Source organism: Burkholderia sp. 9779_493, from assembly GCF_015712215.1.
In the GTDB taxonomy this organism is placed as follows: Bacteria; Pseudomonadota; Gammaproteobacteria; order Burkholderiales; family Burkholderiaceae; genus Burkholderia; species Burkholderia cenocepacia.
In genome coordinates this window covers 156,203-175,618 of record NZ_JACCQA010000003.1, presented here as the reverse complement: position 1 = coordinate 175,618, position 19,416 = coordinate 156,203, and the positions used below count along the sequence as shown (strand labels likewise).

At 67.4% G+C, this 19,416-nt stretch carries 13 protein-coding genes; 7 read left to right on the top strand and 6 right to left on the bottom strand.

The window, feature by feature from the left end; translation table 11 throughout:
* Positions 1-5: 5 nt before the first annotated feature.
* Entirely contained in the window at positions 6-6,056 is a 6,051-nt protein-coding gene (locus H0X95_RS03900; protein ID WP_059720784.1) for an alpha-2-macroglobulin family protein, read from the bottom strand.
* A gap of 310 nt (positions 6,057-6,366) precedes the next feature.
* On the opposite strand from H0X95_RS03900, the gene H0X95_RS03895 reads away from it, so the two are divergent.
* The 5 genes from H0X95_RS03895 to H0X95_RS03875 all read left to right on the top strand — a co-directional run bounded on the left by H0X95_RS03895 (position 6,367) and on the right by H0X95_RS03875 (position 11,534).
* Positions 6,367-6,873, top strand: coding sequence for a sugar dehydrogenase complex small subunit (locus tag H0X95_RS03895; RefSeq protein WP_006482974.1), 507 nt, complete (start codon positions 6,367-6,369; stop codon positions 6,871-6,873).
* A complete protein-coding gene (locus tag H0X95_RS03890) occupies positions 6,873-8,492 on the top strand; it encodes a GMC family oxidoreductase (protein WP_034202233.1) in 1,620 nt (539 codons plus the stop codon). Before H0X95_RS03895 ends, H0X95_RS03890 begins: the two co-directional genes overlap by 1 nt.
* 2 nt (positions 8,493-8,494) lie before the next feature.
* The gene (locus H0X95_RS03885; protein WP_006482958.1) at positions 8,495-9,772 is read left to right on the top strand and encodes a cytochrome c; all 1,278 of its coding nucleotides are present in this window, start codon (positions 8,495-8,497) and stop codon (positions 9,770-9,772) included.
* Positions 9,773-9,947: 175 nt separating this feature from the next.
* Positions 9,948-10,367, top strand: coding sequence for a DoxX family protein (locus H0X95_RS03880; RefSeq protein WP_012493376.1), 420 nt, complete (start codon positions 9,948-9,950; stop codon positions 10,365-10,367).
* 63 nt (positions 10,368-10,430) lie between these two features.
* Entirely contained in the window at positions 10,431-11,534 is a 1,104-nt protein-coding gene (locus H0X95_RS03875) for a porin (protein ID WP_006482966.1), read from the top strand.
* Between the two features lie 270 nt (positions 11,535-11,804).
* Here H0X95_RS03875 and H0X95_RS03870 read toward each other — a convergent pair whose 3' ends face one another.
* The 3 genes from H0X95_RS03870 to H0X95_RS03860 form a co-directional block, all read right to left on the bottom strand.
* Positions 11,805-12,347: a cysteine hydrolase family protein gene (locus H0X95_RS03870; RefSeq protein WP_059720785.1), complete on the bottom strand. Its 543-nt coding sequence runs from the start codon at positions 12,345-12,347 to the stop codon at positions 11,805-11,807.
* Positions 12,348-12,586: 239 nt separating this feature from the next.
* Positions 12,587-13,906 (bottom strand): MFS transporter, encoded by a 1,320-nt coding sequence (locus H0X95_RS03865; protein ID WP_059720786.1) that lies wholly within the window; start codon positions 13,904-13,906, stop codon positions 12,587-12,589.
* A 43-nt stretch (positions 13,907-13,949) separates the two neighbouring features.
* Complete coding sequence (locus H0X95_RS03860; protein ID WP_006482953.1) at positions 13,950-15,134, bottom strand: M20 aminoacylase family protein; 1,185 nt, start codon at positions 15,132-15,134, stop codon at positions 13,950-13,952.
* A gap of 182 nt (positions 15,135-15,316) precedes the next feature.
* On the opposite strand from H0X95_RS03860, the gene H0X95_RS03855 reads away from it, so the two are divergent.
* Positions 15,317-16,219 carry a LysR substrate-binding domain-containing protein gene (locus H0X95_RS03855; RefSeq protein WP_006482963.1) on the top strand — a complete coding sequence of 301 codons (903 nt, stop codon included), beginning with the start codon at positions 15,317-15,319 and terminating at the stop codon, positions 16,217-16,219.
* A 172-nt stretch (positions 16,220-16,391) separates the two neighbouring features.
* Entirely contained in the window at positions 16,392-16,712 is a 321-nt protein-coding gene (gene ppnP / locus H0X95_RS03850) for a pyrimidine/purine nucleoside phosphorylase (RefSeq protein ID WP_006478890.1), read from the top strand.
* Positions 16,713-16,810: 98 nt separating this feature from the next.
* On the opposite strand, the gene H0X95_RS03845 is transcribed toward ppnP, so the two are convergent.
* Together H0X95_RS03845 and H0X95_RS03840 are read right to left on the bottom strand one after the other, a co-directional pair.
* On the bottom strand, positions 16,811-17,143 hold the full coding sequence (locus H0X95_RS03845) for a hypothetical protein (protein ID WP_006482964.1): 333 nt from the start codon (positions 17,141-17,143) through the stop codon (positions 16,811-16,813).
* 485 nt (positions 17,144-17,628) lie between these two features.
* Complete coding sequence (locus H0X95_RS03840; protein ID WP_006494688.1) at positions 17,629-19,416, bottom strand: chloride channel protein; 1,788 nt, start codon at positions 19,414-19,416, stop codon at positions 17,629-17,631.

The following is a 19,416-nucleotide window of genomic DNA, read 5'->3' as shown; positions in this document are numbered from 1 at the left end:
GCTCGTTACTTGCCCGCGTCGGCCGGCTTCACGGTCAGCGGCGGGTTCGGCCACAGGCCGTACACGGACGGTGCATACAGCGCCTCGACGCGCGTCGGTGGCAGGCCGAACGTGCCGACGTTGTTCAGCCGCACCGTGTACTCGACCGAGAATTTGCCCTTCGGCAAATAGTCGTAGTACGCGCGATAGCCGTCGAAGTCGCGCTCGATGAACGCTGGCCATGCACCGTCCGGCGTTTTCTCGCCCTGCGTCGCGGCTTCGGAATCGCGGCCGAGGCCCGACCCGAGGATCGTCGCGCCGGACGGAATCGGATCGTTGACGACGACCCACGTCATGTCGCTCTGCGCATCGATGTCGAGATGCACGCGCACGACGTCGCCGCGCGTCAGCACGCCCTTGACGGCCGGCGATACGGGCGTGACGGTCTTCGTGATCCGGTAGCCGGCCGCGAACGGCGCGCGCAGCGGCACGGCGGCGAGGCTTTCGACGGTCGCCCACGGGCGACCGGTGCCGTCCTGCGTGACCGACAGCGTCGCCGGCCCCTGTGACGCACGCGGCCACGGCATCAGCACGCTGTGCGCGGCGGCCGCGCGGGTCGCGGGCGTGGCCGACGCCGACGCGGGCGTATCGGCGGGCGCGGCCGAGCCTGCCTGCGACCACGAGATCGCGCGTTCGTTGCCGCCGAGCGCGATCTTCGTCGTGCCGGCAACCGGCGTGCTCTCGTAGGTGCGCGAGAAGCGCTCGACCGCGAGCAGGCCGAGCGCGTTCGACGTGGTCGTCTGCCAGGCGCCCTGGCGTTGCAGCGCGAGCAGGCCGGCGGTCACGCGCGGCATTTCATCCTTCCATGCCGGGTCGCCCGCGAATTCCAGCGCGAGGCGTGCGGCATTGGTCTCGTTGCTGGTCATCAGCCACCACAGGTCGTCGTCGCGCGCGGTCGAGAACACGAGCTGCGTGCCCTGGTACGTCAGGCGCGCCCGCAGGATCTGGTCGACCTGCGCGCGTTTCTCGTCGCGTTGCGGAATGTCCTTCACGCGCGTCAGGATCGCGTGATAGTCGATCACCGCCGACGTCGGCCACTGGTTCGGCGCGATCTCGATCGAACCCAGCATGCGGCCCTGCGCGGCGCCGTAGCGCGACAGCGCCTCGATCGCGGCGAGCTTGCGCAGGTCGCGATCCTGGCGCGGCGCCCACGCGTTGCGCTCGAGGCGACCGTCGACGAAGCGCGCGAGCCCGGCTTCGAGCTGCGTGCGCAGGTCTTCCGGCAGCGCGAAGCGCGGATCGAGACGGCTGGCTTCGTCGGACACCACGAGCAGGTACGACGACAGCGTCGGGCTGCCATGGTGCGAATCGTCGGACGACGGCGGGAAGTAGCTCGCCAGCCCGTCGCTGTCGAGATAGACGGGCATGCGCGCGATCAGCGCCTGCCATTGCGCGGGGTCGCGCAGCCCGATCGCACGCGACGTCTGCTGTTCGAGGCAGCGGTACGGATAGCGCTCGAACCAGCGGCGCACGCCGGGCAGGCCGTCGGCGAGCTTCGACTGCAGCGACACGGCGATGCCGCCGCGCGGGACGCCCTGGGCGTTGCTCACCGCGCCGGCCGGGGCCGACACGGGCACCGTCAGCGTGCCATCGACCTGCGCGAGCGTCGCCTGCTGCACCGTGACCGGCAGCGCGGGCACGACCTTCTGCGCGACCGCCAGCGCGTCGGACGCGCGCTTGCCGCCTTGCTCGGCCGCCTCGATGCGCCAGTTCAGCGCACCGGCCGCATCGAGCGCCTGTTCGGGCACGGTGATCGTCCACGCGACTTCGGTGGCCGCATTCGCCGCCAGCGACACGGTTTGCGGTGCGACGTCGAGGCCCGTCACGTGCGGCGTCACGACGACCTGCATCGCGCGGTCGGTCGTGTTGCGCAGCGTGACCTGCGCACGGAACGCGTCGCCTTCGCGCACGAGCGGCGGCAGGCCGGAGATCAGTTGCAGATCCTGCGTGCTGCGGATCGACGTGCTGCCCGTGCCGAAACGGTCGGGGCCGACCGCCGCGATCGCGACGATCCGGAAGCGCGTGAGCGCGTCGTTCAGCGGCACCTCGACGGTCGCGCTGCCGTTGGCGTCGAGCGTCACGCGCGGGTTCCACAGCAGCAGCGTGTCGAACAGCTCGCGGGTCGGCGCGCTGCCGCCCCCGCCGCCGGCCGGCACGGCCTTGCGGCCGAAGTGGCGGCGGCCGACGATTTCCATCTGCGCGGTGGCCGTCTCGACACCGTACGCGCGCCGGCGCAGCATCGCGTCGAGCAGGTCCCAGCTGTTGTTCGGCATCAGTTCGAGCAACGCCTCGTCGACGGCCGCAATGGCAATCTGCGTGCCGGCCGGTGCCGGCTGGCCGTTCGGCAGCGTGACCTTCACGTGCGCCTGCGCCTTGCCGCGCACCGTGTAGCGCGTCGCGTCGGTCGTCACGGTCACGCCGAGGCGGTGAACGCCCGTGCCGACCTTGATCTCGCCGAGCCCATAGCGGAACGCGGGCTTCGACAGGTCGACGAACGCGGTCGGCGCTTCATAGTGGCGGCCTTCGCGCCAGAACGCGCGCGCCCATTCGACCGGCGCCTTCCAGCCCCACGTGAAGAACGAGTACCACGGCACCTCGCGAATCCGGCCGCGCAGCGCGAGCACCGACACGTAGACGTTCGGCCCCCACGAGTCGCCGACCTTCAGGTCCATGGTCGGGTTCTTGCCGTTCAGCTCGACGATGTGCGTTTCCATCACGCCGCCGCGCTCGACCGCGACGAGCGCGGTCGCGTAGCGGAACGGCATGCGCACCTGGAAGCGGGCCGTTTCGCCCGGTTCGTACGACGTTTTCTCGGGGATCACGTCGATCCGGTCGGTGTTGTCGCCGCCGAACCAGAGTTCGTCCTCGCGCGTGACCCACACCGACGTCGATGCATTCGACGTGCGGCCGTCGCCGTCCTTCGCGACCGCGACCAACTGCACGTTGCCGGCCTGTTCGAGCGTCGCGTCGCAGGCCATGCGGCCCTTGTCGTCGGTCTTGCCCGAGCACAGCACGCCGAGGTCGCGCGTATCGCTCTTGTTGTCGTACGCATAGAAGCCGCCGACCATCCGCTTGCGCGACGACGTCGTGATGCGCGCGACGCCCTTGATCTCGATCGGCACCGACGCGCGCGGCTTGCCCTGCAGGTCGACCGCCAGGGCCTGCACCGGCACGCGCTGGCCGACCGACACCCAGCGGCCGGCCTTGATGCCGGCCACCACCGCGGCCGGCCACAGGATCGTATCGCCGCGGATCGTCTGCACTTCGCCGTTCGGGTCCGCGAACGTCGCCTCCAGCGCGATGCGCTTCGGTGCGTCGACGTCCGGCAGGCCCTTGAGCGTGACGGTGCCCGCGCCGTTGCGGTCAAGCGTCAGCGGCAGCTTGTCGGCGATCAGCTTCGTCGCGTCGGGGTCGTGGTTCGACGACGACGCGTTGTCACCGTCCTGCGCATCGTCGTCGGCGTTGCCGTCGCTCGTGTCGGGGCGATACGGCGTGAAGCTGAAATCCTCGAAACGATCGGCGAACGGCGGCGACGCCCACTTCATCAGCGCCGACACCTGTACCGGCAGGTTCGATGCGCCGCCGCCCGACACGTAGTCGATCTGCACCGCGAGCGGCGCTTCCTTCGCGGCGACGAGCGGGCTCTTCTGCGCGTCGCGCGCGCCGATCGAGCCTTTCAGCACCGGCAGCCGGAACGCCTCGACCCGGAAGCTGCCGCTGTAGTAGGTGGCGCTCGGCGCATCTTCCGGGCCGCCTTCGAGTTCGACGCTGTATTCGCCGAGCTTCGCGGCGGCCGGCAGCGTGAACTGCGAGTCCGCGCTGTGGTCGGCCGCCCACGTGAGCGGCAGCTTGTAGGTCTGGCCCGTGCCGAGATGGCGGATCGCGACGCGCGTCGGGTATTGCGACGGGAACGCGAGACTCTGCAGCGTCTCGGTGCGGATGAAATGCTTCATCGACACGGTTTCGCCGGCGCGCAGCAGCGTGCGGTCGAACACCGTATGCGCGCGCACGGTCGGCGCGCTGTCGGTGTCGGTCGGCACGTTGAAGCGCCACGATTCGATCCCGCGGTTCCAGCCCGAGCTAACGAACGCCATGTCGGGGCCCGTCTTCGGATCGTCGACGCGCGCCGACACAAAATAGTCGTCGAAGCGCTGCTCCGACGAGCTGCACGCGCGCTTCGGCTCGAACGGCCCGTCGATCTTCAGCAGGCCCTGCGCGTCGGTCTTGCCGGCCGCGATTTCGTCGCCGTTGCAGTCCGACACGCGGATCTGCGCGTTCGGCACCGGCTTGCCCTTGTCGAGCGTCGTGACCCACACGAGATTGTTCTCGCGGCCCTGCTTCAGATGCACGCCGAGGTTCGTGACGAGCACGGTGGTGCGCACGTACATGCTCGACGGCTTCGCGAGCAGCGAGCGGCCGAGCGCGGGCGACGCGAGTTCGAGCACGTAGAAGCCGGGCTTGTCGATCGGCACGCCGACCACTTCGAAGGGGCGCAGCGTCTTCGGGTCGGCCTTCGGCAGCGTCAGCACCTGCGCGCCGGGCTCGCCCGTCAGCAGCGACAGCGAGCGCACGTCGATGCGGCGGTTCTTCGGCGCCGGCTGCTTTTCGCCGGCTTCGAGCGGCACGTACACGGGGTGCTGGCCCTTGCGTTGCAGCAGGCCGGGAATCTGGTCGTCGATCGAGCCGGCCGTCATCGACCAGTTGTCGAACCGATCGACGGTGCGCATCCATTGACGGATCGCGGTGTCGTTCTCGACCTTCAGGTTCGCGAATTGCGCGCCGCCCGCATTGAGGCCGGCGATATGCAGGTCGGCCTCGACGTTGCGCAGCGTGACGGGCACCAGCGCCGGCGTACCGGGTTCGGCGAAGCGCTCGACGATCCCGAAGGTGCCCGACGAGAATTTCGCGAGCGGCGGCATCGGCGCGGTGCGCGTCGCGAGCGGGAACAGGTCGGCGTTGGACAGCGGCCGGTCGGTCACGTCGTGCAGGCCCGACGGCAGCTCGACGGTCAGGGCGGCTTGCGCGGGCAGCGGCGGGTTGAACGTGACGGTCGTCACTTCCTCGCTATGATCGTCGGCCGCGAAGGTCGGTGACAGCGAACCGTCGGGGCCACGCAGCTTGATCGCTTCGGCCTGCTTGCGCGCGATCGGTGCGTTGAACGACAGCGTGAGCGGGCGCAGCGGCGTGCAGGGCGCCTTCGCGTTCTCGCGTTCGCACGAGAAGCTCACGGCGAACGGTGCGCGCACGGTGAAATCGAAGCGCCGTTCGGTTTCGTTCGCGATGCCGCTCGGGCTGGCGACGCCCTTGCCGTACACGAGCTGCATCTTCGCGCTCGCCGGCAGCGCCTGCGAGCACGACAGCGTCAGCACGCGCGCCGCCTCCTTCTTCAGCCCGAAATGATCGAGCAGCGCATTGCGCGTATCGTCGTCGGCCGCCGTGACCGGAATGCGGTTGCCGATGCCGGCCGCTTCGCACCAGATGTTCGCGAGCGCCGAACGCGGCTCGGCCGGGCCGTTCAGCTTCATCACGAAGACCTGACGCTCCTCGATCTCGCGGGAGCCGGGGCGCACCGACACCGGGAACGGGCCGCCCGTCTGGAACGTGAAGCGACGCGGGCCGCTCGCCGCATTGCCGGCGACCGAGCGCAGCGTGTCGTTGAGCGCGACCGCGCAGCGGACGCCCGGCGGCAGGTCGCTTTCGAAATCGTAAACCCAGGTCTTGTCGTCGAGCCAGTGGCCCTGGCCGCGCGCGGCCGTCGAATCGTTACAGGTCACGCGCGCCGGATTCGGCGCGGAGGCCGAGCCGAAGGCGACCATCGGTTCGTCGAACTTGACGACGCTCTGCCGGACTTCGGTGACGGTGCCTTGCGGCGACACGCTCACCGTGCGCGCCGCGCCGGCGTGCAGCGACAGGGCCGCGGCGCCGCCGAGCGCCGCGACGGCGCCGATGCGCCAGAGCAGCCGGGTCGTGTGGTTGGTTTGGTTCGTTTCTTTGTTGTACTTGTCGCGCTGCTTCATCGCTCGATTGCCCTCGGAGGGAAGCTTTCTGTTTGATTGCACGGAATTCTAACCGACCGTCATGCGTGCGCAGTGCGGCGTGCAGGTGTGGTGTGTGGTCGGCACGCGACACGCGCGTGCCTGCGGCGGATTTGTCGCGTCGACGACACAAAAATGCAGCGAAATATCGATTGTCCCGGATTGCGGAACATTTAATGGACTATAAAAAGATTGTTCGATCCGATTTGTGCGCGTACATTGCAGGTCCGCGCCAATGTTTGAGAAATATCAAGCGTGGTTTTCCCGAATCCGGTGTTCGAGAGAAGGAAACATGCACAACGACAACACCCCCCAATCGCGTCGTGACGACGACGCAGCCGCAACCGGCATCACGCGGCGTCAATGGCTGCAGGGCGCACTGGCGCTGACGGCGGCGGGCCTCACCGGCTCGCTGGCGTTGCGGGCCCTGGCCGACGATCCCGGCACCGCGCCGCTCGATACGTTCATGACGCTCTCCGAAGCATTGACCGGCAAGAAAGGGCTGAGCCGCGTCACCGGCCAGCGCTATCTGCAGGCCTTGCAGAAGGGCTCGTTCAAGACGGCCGACAGCCTGCCGCAACTCGCCGGTGCGCTCGCATCCGGTTCGCTGAATCCCGACCAGGAATCGCTCGCATTGACGATTCTCGGCGCGTGGTATCTCGGCATCGTCGACAACGTCGTGATTACCTACGAGGAAGCATTAATGTTCAGCGTGGTGTCCGATACGCTCGTGATCCCTTCGTATTGCCCCAACAAACCCGGCTTCTGGGCCGAAAAACCGATCGAGAGGCAAGCCTGATGGCCGATACCGATACGCAAAAAGCCGACATCGTCGTCGTCGGATCGGGTGTCGCCGGCGCGATCGTTGCGCACCAGCTCGCGATGGCGGGCAAGTCCGTGATCCTGCTGGAAGCCGGCCCGCGCATGCCGCGCTGGGAAATCGTCGAGCGCTTTCGCAACCAGCCCGACAAGACCGATTTCATGGCGCCGTACCCGTCGAGCCCGTGGGCCCCGCATCCGGAATACGGCCCGCCGAACGACTACCTGATCCTGAAGGGCGAGCACAAGTTCAACTCGCAGTACATCCGCGCGGTGGGCGGCACGACGTGGCACTGGGCCGCCTCCGCGTGGCGCTTCATCCCGAACGACTTCAAGATGAAGACGGTGTACGGCGTCGCCCGCGACTGGCCGATCCAGTACGACGACCTCGAGCACTGGTATCAGCGCGCCGAGGAGGAACTCGGCGTGTGGGGCCCGGGCCCCGAGGAAGACCTGTACTCGCCGCGCAAGCAGGCGTACCCGATGCCGCCGCTGCCGCTGTCGTTCAACGAGCAGACCATCAAGAGCGCGCTCAACGGCTATGACCCGAAGTTCCACGTGGTGACCGAGCCGGTCGCCCGCAACAGCCGCCCGTACGACGGCCGGCCCACCTGTTGCGGGAACAACAATTGCATGCCGATCTGCCCGATCGGCGCGATGTACAACGGCATCGTCCACGTCGAGAAGGCCGAGCAGGCCGGCGCGAAGCTGATCGACAGCGCGGTCGTCTACAAGCTCGAGACGGGCCCGGACAAGCGCATCGTCGCCGCGATCTACAAGGACAAGACGGGCGCCGACCATCGCGTCGAAGGCAAGTACTTCGTGCTCGCCGCGAACGGCATCGAGACGCCGAAGATCCTGCTGATGTCCGCGAACCGCGATTTCCCGAACGGCGTCGCGAACAGCTCCGACATGGTCGGCCGCAACCTGATGGACCACCCGGGCACCGGTGTGTCGTTCTACGCGAACGAGAAGCTGTGGCCGGGCCGCGGCCCGCAGGAGATGACGTCGCTGATCGGGTTCCGCGACGGCCCGTTCCGCGCGACCGAAGCCGCGAAGAAGATCCATCTGTCGAACATGTCCCGCATCAACCAGGAGACGCAGAAGATCTTCAAGGCCGGCAAACTGATGAAGCACGAGGAGCTCGACGCGCAGATCCGTGACCGTTCCGCGCGCTACGTGCAGTTCGACTGCTTCCACGAGATTCTGCCGCAGCCCGAGAACCGCATCGTGCCGAGCAAGACGGCCACCGACGCGATCGGCATCCCGCGCCCCGAGATCACGTATGCGATCGACGATTACGTGAAGCGCGGCGCCGTGCACACGCGCGAGGTCTACGCGACGGCCGCGAAGGTGCTGGGCGGCACCGACGTCGTCTTCAACGACGAGTTCGCGCCGAACAACCACATCACGGGCGCGACGATCATGGGCGCGGATGCACGCGACTCGGTCGTCGACAAGGACTGCCGCACGTTCGACCATCCGAACCTGTTCATCTCGAGCAGCTCGACGATGCCGACCGTCGGTACGGTGAACGTGACGCTGACGATCGCGGCGCTCGCGCTGCGGATGTCGGACACGCTGAAGAAGGAAGTCTGACCGTGCGGAAATCTACTCTCACCTTCCTCCTCGCCGGCTGCCTCGCGCTGCCCGGCCTCGCACGCGCGGCCGATTCGGCCGATCCGGCGCAGGTCAAGCGCGGCGAATACCTCGCCGTCGCGGGCGACTGCATGGCATGCCACACCGCGAAGGGCGGCAAGCCGTTCGCGGGCGGCCTCGGCATGCCGGTGCCGATGCTCGGCAAGATCTATACGAGCAACATCACACCGGATCCCGATACCGGCATCGGCAACTGGACGTTCGAGGACTTCGAGCGCGCGGTGCGGCACGGCGTATCGAAGAACGGCGACAACCTGTACCCGGCGATGCCGTACGTGTCGTACGCGAAGATCAACGACGACGACGTGCAGGCGCTGTACGCGTACTTCATGCACGGCGTCGAACCGGTCAAGCAGGCGCCGCCGAAGAACGAGATCCCCGCGCTGCTGAGCATGCGCTGGCCGCTGAAGATCTGGAACTGGCTGTTCCTGAAGGACGGCGTGTACCAGCCGAAGCCCGAGCAGAGCGCCGAGTGGAACCGCGGCGCCTATCTCGTGCAGGGCCTCGCGCACTGCAGCACGTGCCACACGCCGCGCGGCATCGCGATGCAGGAGAAGTCGCTCGACGAAACGGGCGGCAGCTTTCTGTCGGGCTCGGTGCTCGCGGGCTGGGACGGCTACAACATCACGTCCGACCCGAACGCGGGGATCGGCGGCTGGACGCAGCAGCAGCTCGTCCAGTACCTGCGCACCGGCAGCGTGCCGGGCCTCGCGCAGGCGGCCGGCCCGATGGCCGAGGCGATCGAGCACAGCTTCTCGAAGATGACCGAAGCCGACATCGGCGCGATCTCGACGTACATCCGTACGGTGCCGGCCGTCGCCAGCGGCGACGCGAAGCAGTCGCGCTCGTCGTGGGGCAAGCCGGCCGAGGATGGCCTGAAGCTGCGCGGCGTCGCGCTCGCGTCGTCGGGCATCGATCCGGCACGGCTGTATCTCGGCAACTGCGCGACCTGCCACCAGATGCAGGGCAAGGGCACGCCGGACGGTTACTACCCGCCGTTGTTCCACAACTCGACGGTCGGCGCGTCGAATCCGACCAACCTCGTGCAGGTGATCCTGAACGGCGTGCAGCGCAAGGCCGGCAGCGAGGACGTCGGGATGCCCGCGTTCCGCCACGAGCTGTCGGATGCGCAGATCGCCGCGCTGACGAACTACCTGACCGGGCAGTTCGGCAATCCGGCCGCGAAGGTGACCGAGCAGGACGTCGCGAAGCTGCGCTGAAACGCGGCACGCGGCGAGGCAGGGCAACAATAGAAAAGAGGAGGAGCACAGCACATCGGGCGGGCCCCGATGCCGGTTGTTGCAGAGCGGGACGGGCGGCGCAGGCGGCCGCCCGTCCTGGTTCACAGGCAATCCGGTGCGCGCACGCCGCGCATCGTTTTCGTTGATCGAGACCATGACACCGAACCAACCGTTTCTCGCGTCCCAGCGCGATGTGCTGCTGCTGCTGTCCCGAATCCTGCTCGTGATCCTGTTCGTGATGTTCGGCTGGAAGAAGATTATCGACTTCTCCGGTACGATCGCGTTCATGGGCAGCGAGGGCGCGCCGGCGCCGATCATCTCGGCGGCGATCTCCGTCGTGATGGAGCTCATCGTCGGGATTGCGATCCTCGTCGGTTTCCAGACGCGGCCGCTCGCGCTGTTGCTTGCGCTGTACACGATCGGTACCGGCATCATCGGCCACCACTACTGGACGATGACGGGCGGCGAGCAGATCAACAACATGATTCATTTCTACAAGAACATCGCGATCTCGGGCGGCTTGCTCGCGCTCTGCGCGGCGGGCCCCGGACGTTTTTCGATCGATCGCGGATAAGCAGACCCGAGGCGCGTGCATGGGGTGCGCGTCGGACGGTCGAGACTTCGAGGGGGCATCATTTTGCGACTCAAATACTTCGCATGGCTGATTGCGGCCGCCACGCCGGCGGCCGCGTTTGCACAGACGAGCGTCACGCTGTACGGCCGGATCGACGGCGGTATCGAATACCTGAACCACATCGCGACACCGAACGGCAGCAAGTCGCGCTGGAGCGCGGAAAGCGGCGACTGGGGCACCAGCATGTTCGGGCTGAAGGGCGTCGAGGATCTCGGCGGCGGGCTGTCGACGGTGTTCAACCTGGAAACCGCGTTCCAGGTCATGAACGGCCAGACGGGCGGCGGGCGCATGTGGTCACGGCGCGCGTACGTCGGGTTGAAGAGCAACACGTGGGGCCAGTTGCAGGCCGGCCGCAACCTGTTCATCGACAGCGACGGCGTGTGGGAATTCGACCCGTTCGTCCAGCAGGCGTTTTCGTCGGCCTCGCTCGTGCGTGGCCGCAACTGGCAGCAGAGCAGCAACAACATCGAATATCACAGCCCGGTGATCGGCGGCTTCGACGTGCAGGCGCAATACGCGTTCGGCAACCAGTCGCGCGGCTTCAACTACGGCGCGGCCGACGATTTCGGCCGCTCGGACGGGATCATGATCTCGTACCACTCGCCGGTGCTCGACGTGCGCGGCATCTACGACGAACTGCGCGACAACAACGGCAAGTTCAGCAACATTTTCACGGCGTCGCGCGAGTACTTCGTCGGGGCGAACGTGAAGGTGTCGAAGTTCAAGATCCAGGGTGCGTATACGCACTACCAGGCGCCGGACAGCCCGGCCGGTGTCGCCGACCGTGCCGATCACTACTGGCTTGGCGCGACCTATTCGGCTACGCCGCAGTGGGCCGTGACGGGTGGTGGCTACTACGTGAAGGTGGGCGACGGCGGCGGCGATGCGTCGCATGACCCGTCAGGGCACGCAATCATGTATGTGCTCGGCACCACGTACAACCTGTCGAAGCGCACGTTCCTGTACGGTACGGTCGCGTATGCGCGCAACGGCGGAAATTCGAACTTCTCGCTGCTCGCGACGCCGCGTGACGCGACGTCGGGGACGAGCCCGATGACGGGCGAGTCGCAGACGGGTGCATATGTGGGGATGATGCATACGTTTTGAGTGCGGGCGGTTTGTGTAGGTGAAAAAGGCACGGGTGGCGAAAGCCCCGTGTCTTTTTGCTTTTACTGTGCATGCCGTATCGTCGCTGTCCATGAGCGGACGCGACAGGGTCTCGCACGTGCTCTTCTGCTGCTTCGAGGTCAGTCCCGTTCTCGAAGGTCGGCATGACGCATCGAACGATCGGCAAGCCGATTCCTGTAAATTGATGGTCCCTGCTGACGCTATTGCAACGCGCGCACTCGCTTACCGCAGTCCGACCGGCGCCCTGCATCAGAACACGCATGCCTCGGTCGTCGTCAGCACCGCAAACTGCCCGCCAAGCGTCGCATTATGATGCGCGACGATCCGCTCGGCCGGCAGCGCGGGCGTATCCGTGCAGGTGTGCGCATCGGCCACGAGCACCGCGCGAAACCCGAGGTCCGCGGCCGCACGGCACGTCGTATCGACGCAGTATTGCGTCTTCATCCCTGCGATCACGATCTCGCCGATCCCCGCCGCATGTAACCACGCCGCGAGCCGCGTACCCGCGAAGCAACTCGGCCGGGTCTTGTCGAACACGATGTCGCGTGCGGTATCGATCGTGAGTTCCGGCAGTAACGCGGCGAGCGGCGCGTCGGGCGCGATCGGAGAGCCGGCCGGGCCGGTGTGACGCACGGCGAACACCGGCGCGCCGGCGTCATGCGCGCGTTCGATCAACCAGTTGATATTGGCCAGCACGCGTTCGCCGTCATGCGGACGATCGGGGCCATGAAACAGCCCGACCTGCATGTCGATCACGAGCAGCGCGCGTTTCGGGGAAGGGACTTCGGACATCGCGTTTCTCCTGACTGGCCGATGCGGACGGAGAAACGACGAGACCCCGTCCGGACTCGGCGGGGCCTGTGGGAATCAGTGACGCTACGATCTTGCGCGCACTCGCCGCACGGGCCCGCCGAAGGCGGTCGTGCGCGTGGTCGTCGAAAGGGTGATCGTGGCGTTGTGCATGGGCCGATGATGCCCGATGCGCGCGCGCGACGTCAATGACGCTTCACGCGTCGCGCATCGTGCGCCGCTCAATCCAGCGCCTTCCCGGCCTTCTCGTCCATGCAACGAATCGCAAGCAACGTCATCGCGCCACACCCGATCGCATACCACGCAGGCGCATTCGGATTCCCGGTCGCCGAGATCAGCCACGTGACGAAGAACTGCGCGAAGCCGCCGAAGATCGCGACGCCGACGCTATACACCAGCGCACCGCCCGTCGCACGCACCGCCCGCGGAAACAACTCGCCGAGCATCGCGCCCGTCGCACCGATGTTGATCGCATGCACGATCGACAGCGCGGCGATGGTCGACAGCAGCGACGCGGCGCCCGGCCAGCGGTTCAGCGCGATGAACGCCGGATAGATCGCGGCCATCAGCACGATGCGCGTCCACCAGACGATCCGGTTACGGCCATATACGTCGGACAGATGGCCGCCGATCGGCGTCACGAGCATCAGGATCGCACCGGCGACGCAGCCGGCCGTCATCGACAGCCAGGTCGGCAGGTGCAGCACCTGCACGCCGTAGATCGCCATGTAGAACACGATGATGTAGTGGATCGACGTGCCGCCGATCGTCACGCCGAGACCCGCGAACACGGCCTTGCCATGGTGGAGCAGCACGTCGGCGAGCGGCAGCGAGGCGACCGGCTCGTCGTGCGCGGCGGCCGGCGCGGCAGCGGGCACTTCCTCGACGGTGTGGCGCAGCCAGTAGCCGATCGGCACGAACAGCGTGCCGATGATGAACGGCACGCGCCAGCCCCAGCTTTCGAGCTGCGCGGCCGTCAGCGTCGACGTCAACGCAACGCCGGTGAGTGCGCCCGCCAATGCGGCGAGCCCCTGGCTCGAGAACTGGAACGATGCGTAGAAGCCGCGACGATGCTGCGGCGCCTGTTCGAGCAGCAGCGTCGTCGATGCGCCGACTTCGCCGCCCGACGCGAACCCCTGGAGCAGCCGCGCGAGCACGAGCAGCAGCGGCGCGGCGATGCCGATCTGCGCGAAGGTCGGCGCGATCGCGATCGTCGCGGTGCCGAGCGCCATCAGCAGCAGCGTGAGGATCATCGCCTTCTTGCGGCCGGCGCGGTCCGCATACATGCCGATCACGAGCCCGCCGAGCGGACGCGTGACGAAGCCGACACCGAAGCTCGCGACCGCGAGCATCAACTGCCCGAACGACGAATGCACGGGAAAGAACAGCTTGCCGATCAGGATCGCGAAGAAGCTGTAGACCGTGAAGTCGTAGAACTCGAGCGCGTTGCCGACGGCGGCGGCCGCGATCAGCCGGCGTTTCTTCGCGGCGGCGCGGGCATCGACCGGCGTACCGGCGAACGGAAGGGCGGACGTTTCCATGGGGTTCCCCCGGTTGAGCGCGAAACTGCGTGGTGAAGGGCCGTCAGGCCGCGAGCCAGGCTTCGGCGACGCGAACCCAGTAGCTCGCGCCGATCGCGAGAATGTCGTCGTTGAAGTCGTAGCCGGGGTTGTGCACCATGCAGCCGCCCTTGCTGCCGATCCCGTTGCCGATGAACGCGTAGCAGCCGGGGCGCGCTTCGAGCATGAACGCGAAATCCTCGCTGCCCATCAGCGGCGCGGCTTCGGTTTCGACGCGGTCGGCGCCGAGCATCTGGCGTGCGACGTCGGCCGCGAACGCGGTCGGTTCCGCGTGATTGACGAGCACGGGGTAGCCATAGTCGTAGTCGACTTCCGCGGTGACGCCGAAGCTCTCCGCCTGCCCCTTCGCGAGCGCTTCGATACGGCGCGCGAGCAGCGCGCGCACGTCGGCGTTCAGCGCACGCACCGACAGTTTCATCACGACGGTTTCCGGAATGATGTTGAACGTCTCGCCGGCCTGCACGCTGCCGACCGTGATCACGGCCGCATGCTGCGCGTCGACTTCGCGTGCGACGATCGTCTGCAGCGCGACCATGATGCTGCCCGCGGCCGACATCGGATCGCGCGCGAAATGCGGCATCGCGCCGTGGCCGCCGACGCCGCGCAGCGTGATCGTCACGCGGTCGGCCGACGCCATCGCGGCGCCGGTGCGAAACGCCATGTCGCCGGCCGCGCGGCCCGGCATGTTGTGGATCGCGAAGATCGCGTCGCACGGGAAACGGTCGAACAGGCCGTCGTCCATCATCGCCTTCGCGCCGCCGAAATTTTCCTCGGCCGGCTGGAAGATCAGGTTCAGCGTGCCGGAAAAATGGCGCGTCGCCGCGAGGTGGCGCGCCGCGCACAGCAGCATCGCGGTGTGGCCGTCGTGGCCGCATGCGTGCATCTTGTTCGCGTGGCGGCTTGCGTACGGCAGGCCCGTGGTTTCCGCGAGCGGCAGCGCGTCCATGTCGGCGCGCAGGCCGACGGTACGCGTGCCTTGTCCTGCGCGCAGCACGCCGACCACGCCCGTCTTGCCGATGCCGCGATGCACGTCGTAGCCCCAGCCGGTGAGCAGTTCGGCGACGAGATCGCTGGTGAGCGTCTCTTCGAATGCGAGTTCGGGATGGGCGTGGATGCGGCGGCGGACTTCGACGAGCTCGGGGGCGATCGCGGCGATGCCGGGGATGACGGGGTTCACGGCTTGCAGCATGGTGTCTCCTGTGGGGCCGGGTGGGGCGTCTGATGCGCATGCGACGACCAAGCATATAAATTTCTTTTGCGTACCAGAAGCTGCTAAATTGCTTTGGTGCACACCGTCGGTTGCCGCTCGGGAATACCCTGAGCGATGGCGCCGCGCGCTGCACAGGGTTTCCACGGATCACGCATTGCCCCATGAAATACCATCAGCTGAAAGCGTTCGTCACCGCCGCGGAGGAGGGCAGCATTCGCGCGGCCGCGCGGCGCCTGAACGTGTCGCCGGCCGCGTTGACGAAGGCGGTGAAGGAGCTGGAGATCGCGCTCGGCGTGTCGCTCGTCGTGCGCACCGCGCGCGGCGTGCAGCTCACCGCGTTCGGCCAGCAACTGCAGGTGCGCGCGCGGCTGATCGTCGCCGAAATGCAGCGCGCCCGCGATGACATCGAGCAGGCGCAGGGCGCGATGACGGGTTCCGTCGCGGCGGCGATCACGCCCGCGGCGGCGGTGACGATCCTGCCCGACGCATTCCGTGCGTTCCGGCGCCGCTTTCCGGTGGCGCGCGTCAATCTGGTCGAAGGCTTCCCGGGGGTCGCGCTGCCGCGCCTGCACGACGGCTCGCTCGATTTCGCGGTGGCCGTCGTCGTGCCTGAACTGCTCGCCGCCGAGTTCGATCATGCGGAGCTCTACGCGAGCCGCTCGCTGATCGTCGCGCGCAAAGGGCATCCGCTCGCGTCGGCCACGTCGCTCGCCGATCTCGTCGAGGCCGACTGGCTGATGAATCCGTCGCCGGAAAGCTCCACGCAGGTGTTGTTCAATTCGTTCGTCGCGTACGGGCTGCCGGTGCCGGCGCGCGTCGTCGAATGCCCGAGCTTCGGTCTTGCGCACAGCCTGATGACCGGCTGCGACCTGATCGCATCGATGCCCGAGCAACTGCTGCAAGGCGAGTGGGCGCGCGAGCAGCTCGCGGTGCTGCCGATTCGCGAGCGCCTGCCGGGCGTATCGGTTCAGGTCGTCACGCGCCGCGACAGCCCGCTGACGCCGGCCGCGGCGATGCTGCTCGATTGCCTGCGCGATTCCGCGCGGCGCAAGGGGTTGCGGTGAACCGGCGCCCCACAGAATCACGTAGTGATCCTGACGATCGTGGGCCCGGCACGCACCGGTAGCGCGCCATTCCGATACACGTTGTGCGAGCCGGTATCATAGCGGCCGGCCCGCCGCTCCGGCCGGCCTCCAACTCCATCGCCATCCGGCATCCAGCAATCAGAGGCATCACATGACCAGTGCAACCCAATTCGACAACGTATCGGTCGTCAAGCGCGCGAACGTCTATTTCGACGGCAAGTGCGTGTCGCATACCGTGCTCTTCCCGGACGGCACGCGCAAGACGCTCGGCGTGATCCTGCCGTGCGCGCTCAACTTCGGCACGGATGCGCCCGAATTGATGGAAGTGCAGGCCGGCAAGTGCCGCGTGAAGCTCGACGGCAGCAGCGAATGGCAGACCTACGGCGCCGGCGAATCGTTCTCGGTGCCGGGCAAGAGCCGCTTCGACATCGAAGTGCTCGAGACGCTCGATTACGTCTGCAGCTACCTGTAAGACGCTTTCCGCGCCGCAAAGAAAAAGCCCCGCCGAAGCGGGGCTCGTCGCAAGCGGATGGCGCAAGGCCATCCGGTGCGCCTGTTCTCGTTACATCGTTACAGGCAGGCGTTGATGTCGCCGGCGGACGCTGCATCGCCGCGCACGCCGACCCACGTCTTCGCACCCGGCTTCCACGACGGACGCACCATCGCGGCGGCGCCGTTCGGCGGCTGCTGGCCCGGTGCGTACACATCGGTCGCGAGGCCGTTGGCCAGCACGTTCTGCGAGATCACCTGTTGTTGCGACTTGTCGGCCCAGGTCTTGGCGATGCACGCCGAAACGTCGGGAGCGTCTTTCTGGCTTTGTCCCACGTTTTGCACGGCAGGTTCAGCGGCATGAGCAGAAATTGCCACGGTCAATGCGATGAGCGGTAAGTATTTCACGTTCACGTTATCTCCCTCGAGTCGTGATTGATTGAGTGGGATGCGCAGCAGTGCTGCGTGCAAGTGAGATCGCATCGGGCGGGCACGGTTCCGGTCATTCCGAAACAAGTTGTTAACGCGCTTGCCAAATGGCGGCTCGGATGCTGCGCATGTTGCTGCGGCGCGGCATGCGTCGTGTACGGCTCGACGTCATGCGTGGCGCGGTCGGTGCGCTGCCCGGTCGTGGTGTGGTGAGGTGACGGTCGCGGCAGGCGGCATGTACGTGCATGCCGCGCCGCGACTCTTTATCGAATGGCGAAGTGGAATGGCTATTGGATGGCCCCGTCGCATGAGCACCATGATGACAAACTTTCGTCTGTTGAATTGTTAACCAACTTTAAACGGCGGAAAGCGACGGGAAGGCGATGCGGCGCGCGACGGGCGCACCGTATCGTGGCGCGGCGTGAGGCAGGGAAGCGGCGCGCGGCAGAGCGCCGCGCACGCGAACGACGTCAGCCGGCCTTGCGCGAGCCGATGCCGCGCAGGTTGACCGGGACGACCGGACGGAAGCGCTCGCGCTTGTGTTCGTCGTCGAAGTGCTGGAGCGCCGGCTTGATCAGGTCGCTGCGCGACACGATCCCCGTGATGCGCAGCGATTGCTCGTCGGCGACCACCGGCAGGCGTTCGAGGCCGAGCATCGCGAGGCGCGACGCGACGACGCGGCACGTTTCGTGCGCCAGCGCGACGGCCGGTGCACGATCGGCGAACGCGGCCGAGATCGGCGTGTCGGCGCCGGCCTGCGCACGTTGCGCGTCGAGCGTCGCGCGATCGACGAGGCCGAGCAGGCGGCCGTTCTGCACGACCGGGTACGCGCGGTGTGTCTGCTTCGCGCCGAAGTATTGCGTCTCGACGGTATCGAGCGTCGCTGTGCCGTCGATCGCGACGAGCAGATCGGCCGACGTCATCACTTCGCCGATGTCGTGCCGCTCCAGCGGATCGACGCCGTATTCGCGATAGATGTGGTAGCCGCGGCGTGCGATCTTTTCCGTCATGATCGAGCGCTTCATCACGATGGTCGCGAAGCCGTGCGCGACGAGCGTCGCCGCGAGCAGCGGCAGCAGCGCATTGGTGTCGTGCGTGAGGCCGAAGGCGAACACGATCGCGGTGAGCGGGGCGCCGAGCGTCGCGCCGAGCGTCGCGGCCATGCACACGAGCGGCCACAGCGCCGGATCGCCGCCCGGCAAGACCGGCGACAGCACGGTGCCGAGGCCGGCGCCGAGCATCAGCAGCGGGGCGAGCACCCCGCCCGACGTGCCGGAGCCGAGCGCGATCACCCACATCACGGCCTTCACGATCAGCAGCGCGAGCGCGATCTTCAGCGCGATGTGCTGGTGCAGCAGGTCGCCGATCACGTCGTAGCCGACGCCGAGCGCGCGCGGCTCGAGCCAGCCGCCGACGCCGATCACGATCGCGCCGAGCGCGGGCCACCACATCCAGTGCACGGGCAGCTTCGCGAAGGTGTCTTCGACGCGGTAGAGCGCCGCCGACAGGCCGCATGCGAGCGCACCCGACAGCAGGCCCGCGACGATGCACGACAGCAGCGCGACGGGCGTGGGCGCGGCGGTCGTCAGCGGAAACAGCGGATCGACGCCGAAGAACACCGCGCGTGCGAAGCCGGCCACCGCGCACGCCAGCGCGACCGGCAGGAAACTGCGCGGGCGCCATTCGAACAGCAGCAGCTCGACCGCGAGCAGCACGGCGGCCACCGGCGTGCCGAACACGGCGGTCATGCCGGCGGCTGCACCGGCGACGAGCAGCGTCTTGCGCTCGGCGGCGGTCACGTGCACGCACTGCGCGATCAGCGAGCCGAGCGCGCCGCCCGTCATGATGATCGGGCCTTCGGCGCCGAACGGGCCGCCGCTGCCGATCACGACGCCGGACGACAGCGGCTTGAGGATCGCGACCTTCGGCGACATGCGGCTCTTGCCGAACAGGATCGCCTCGATCGCTTCCGGAATGCCGTGGCCGCGAATCTTCTCCGAACCGAAACGCGCCATCAGGCCGACGATCAGCCCGCCGATCACCGGGACGGCGATCACCCAGGCGCCGAGCGTGTTGTTCGCGGGCGAATGATCGGCGAACGAGAACTGCTGGAAGAAGAACAGGTTCGTGAACAGGTGGATCAGGCTCAGCAGCACGAACGCGGCAAGCGTGCTGAGCAGGCCGATCACGGCGGCAAGCAGCGCGATCCTGGGCAGGCGTTCGTTGGTCGAGAAATCGCGTTTATGTGGGGCGTTCAT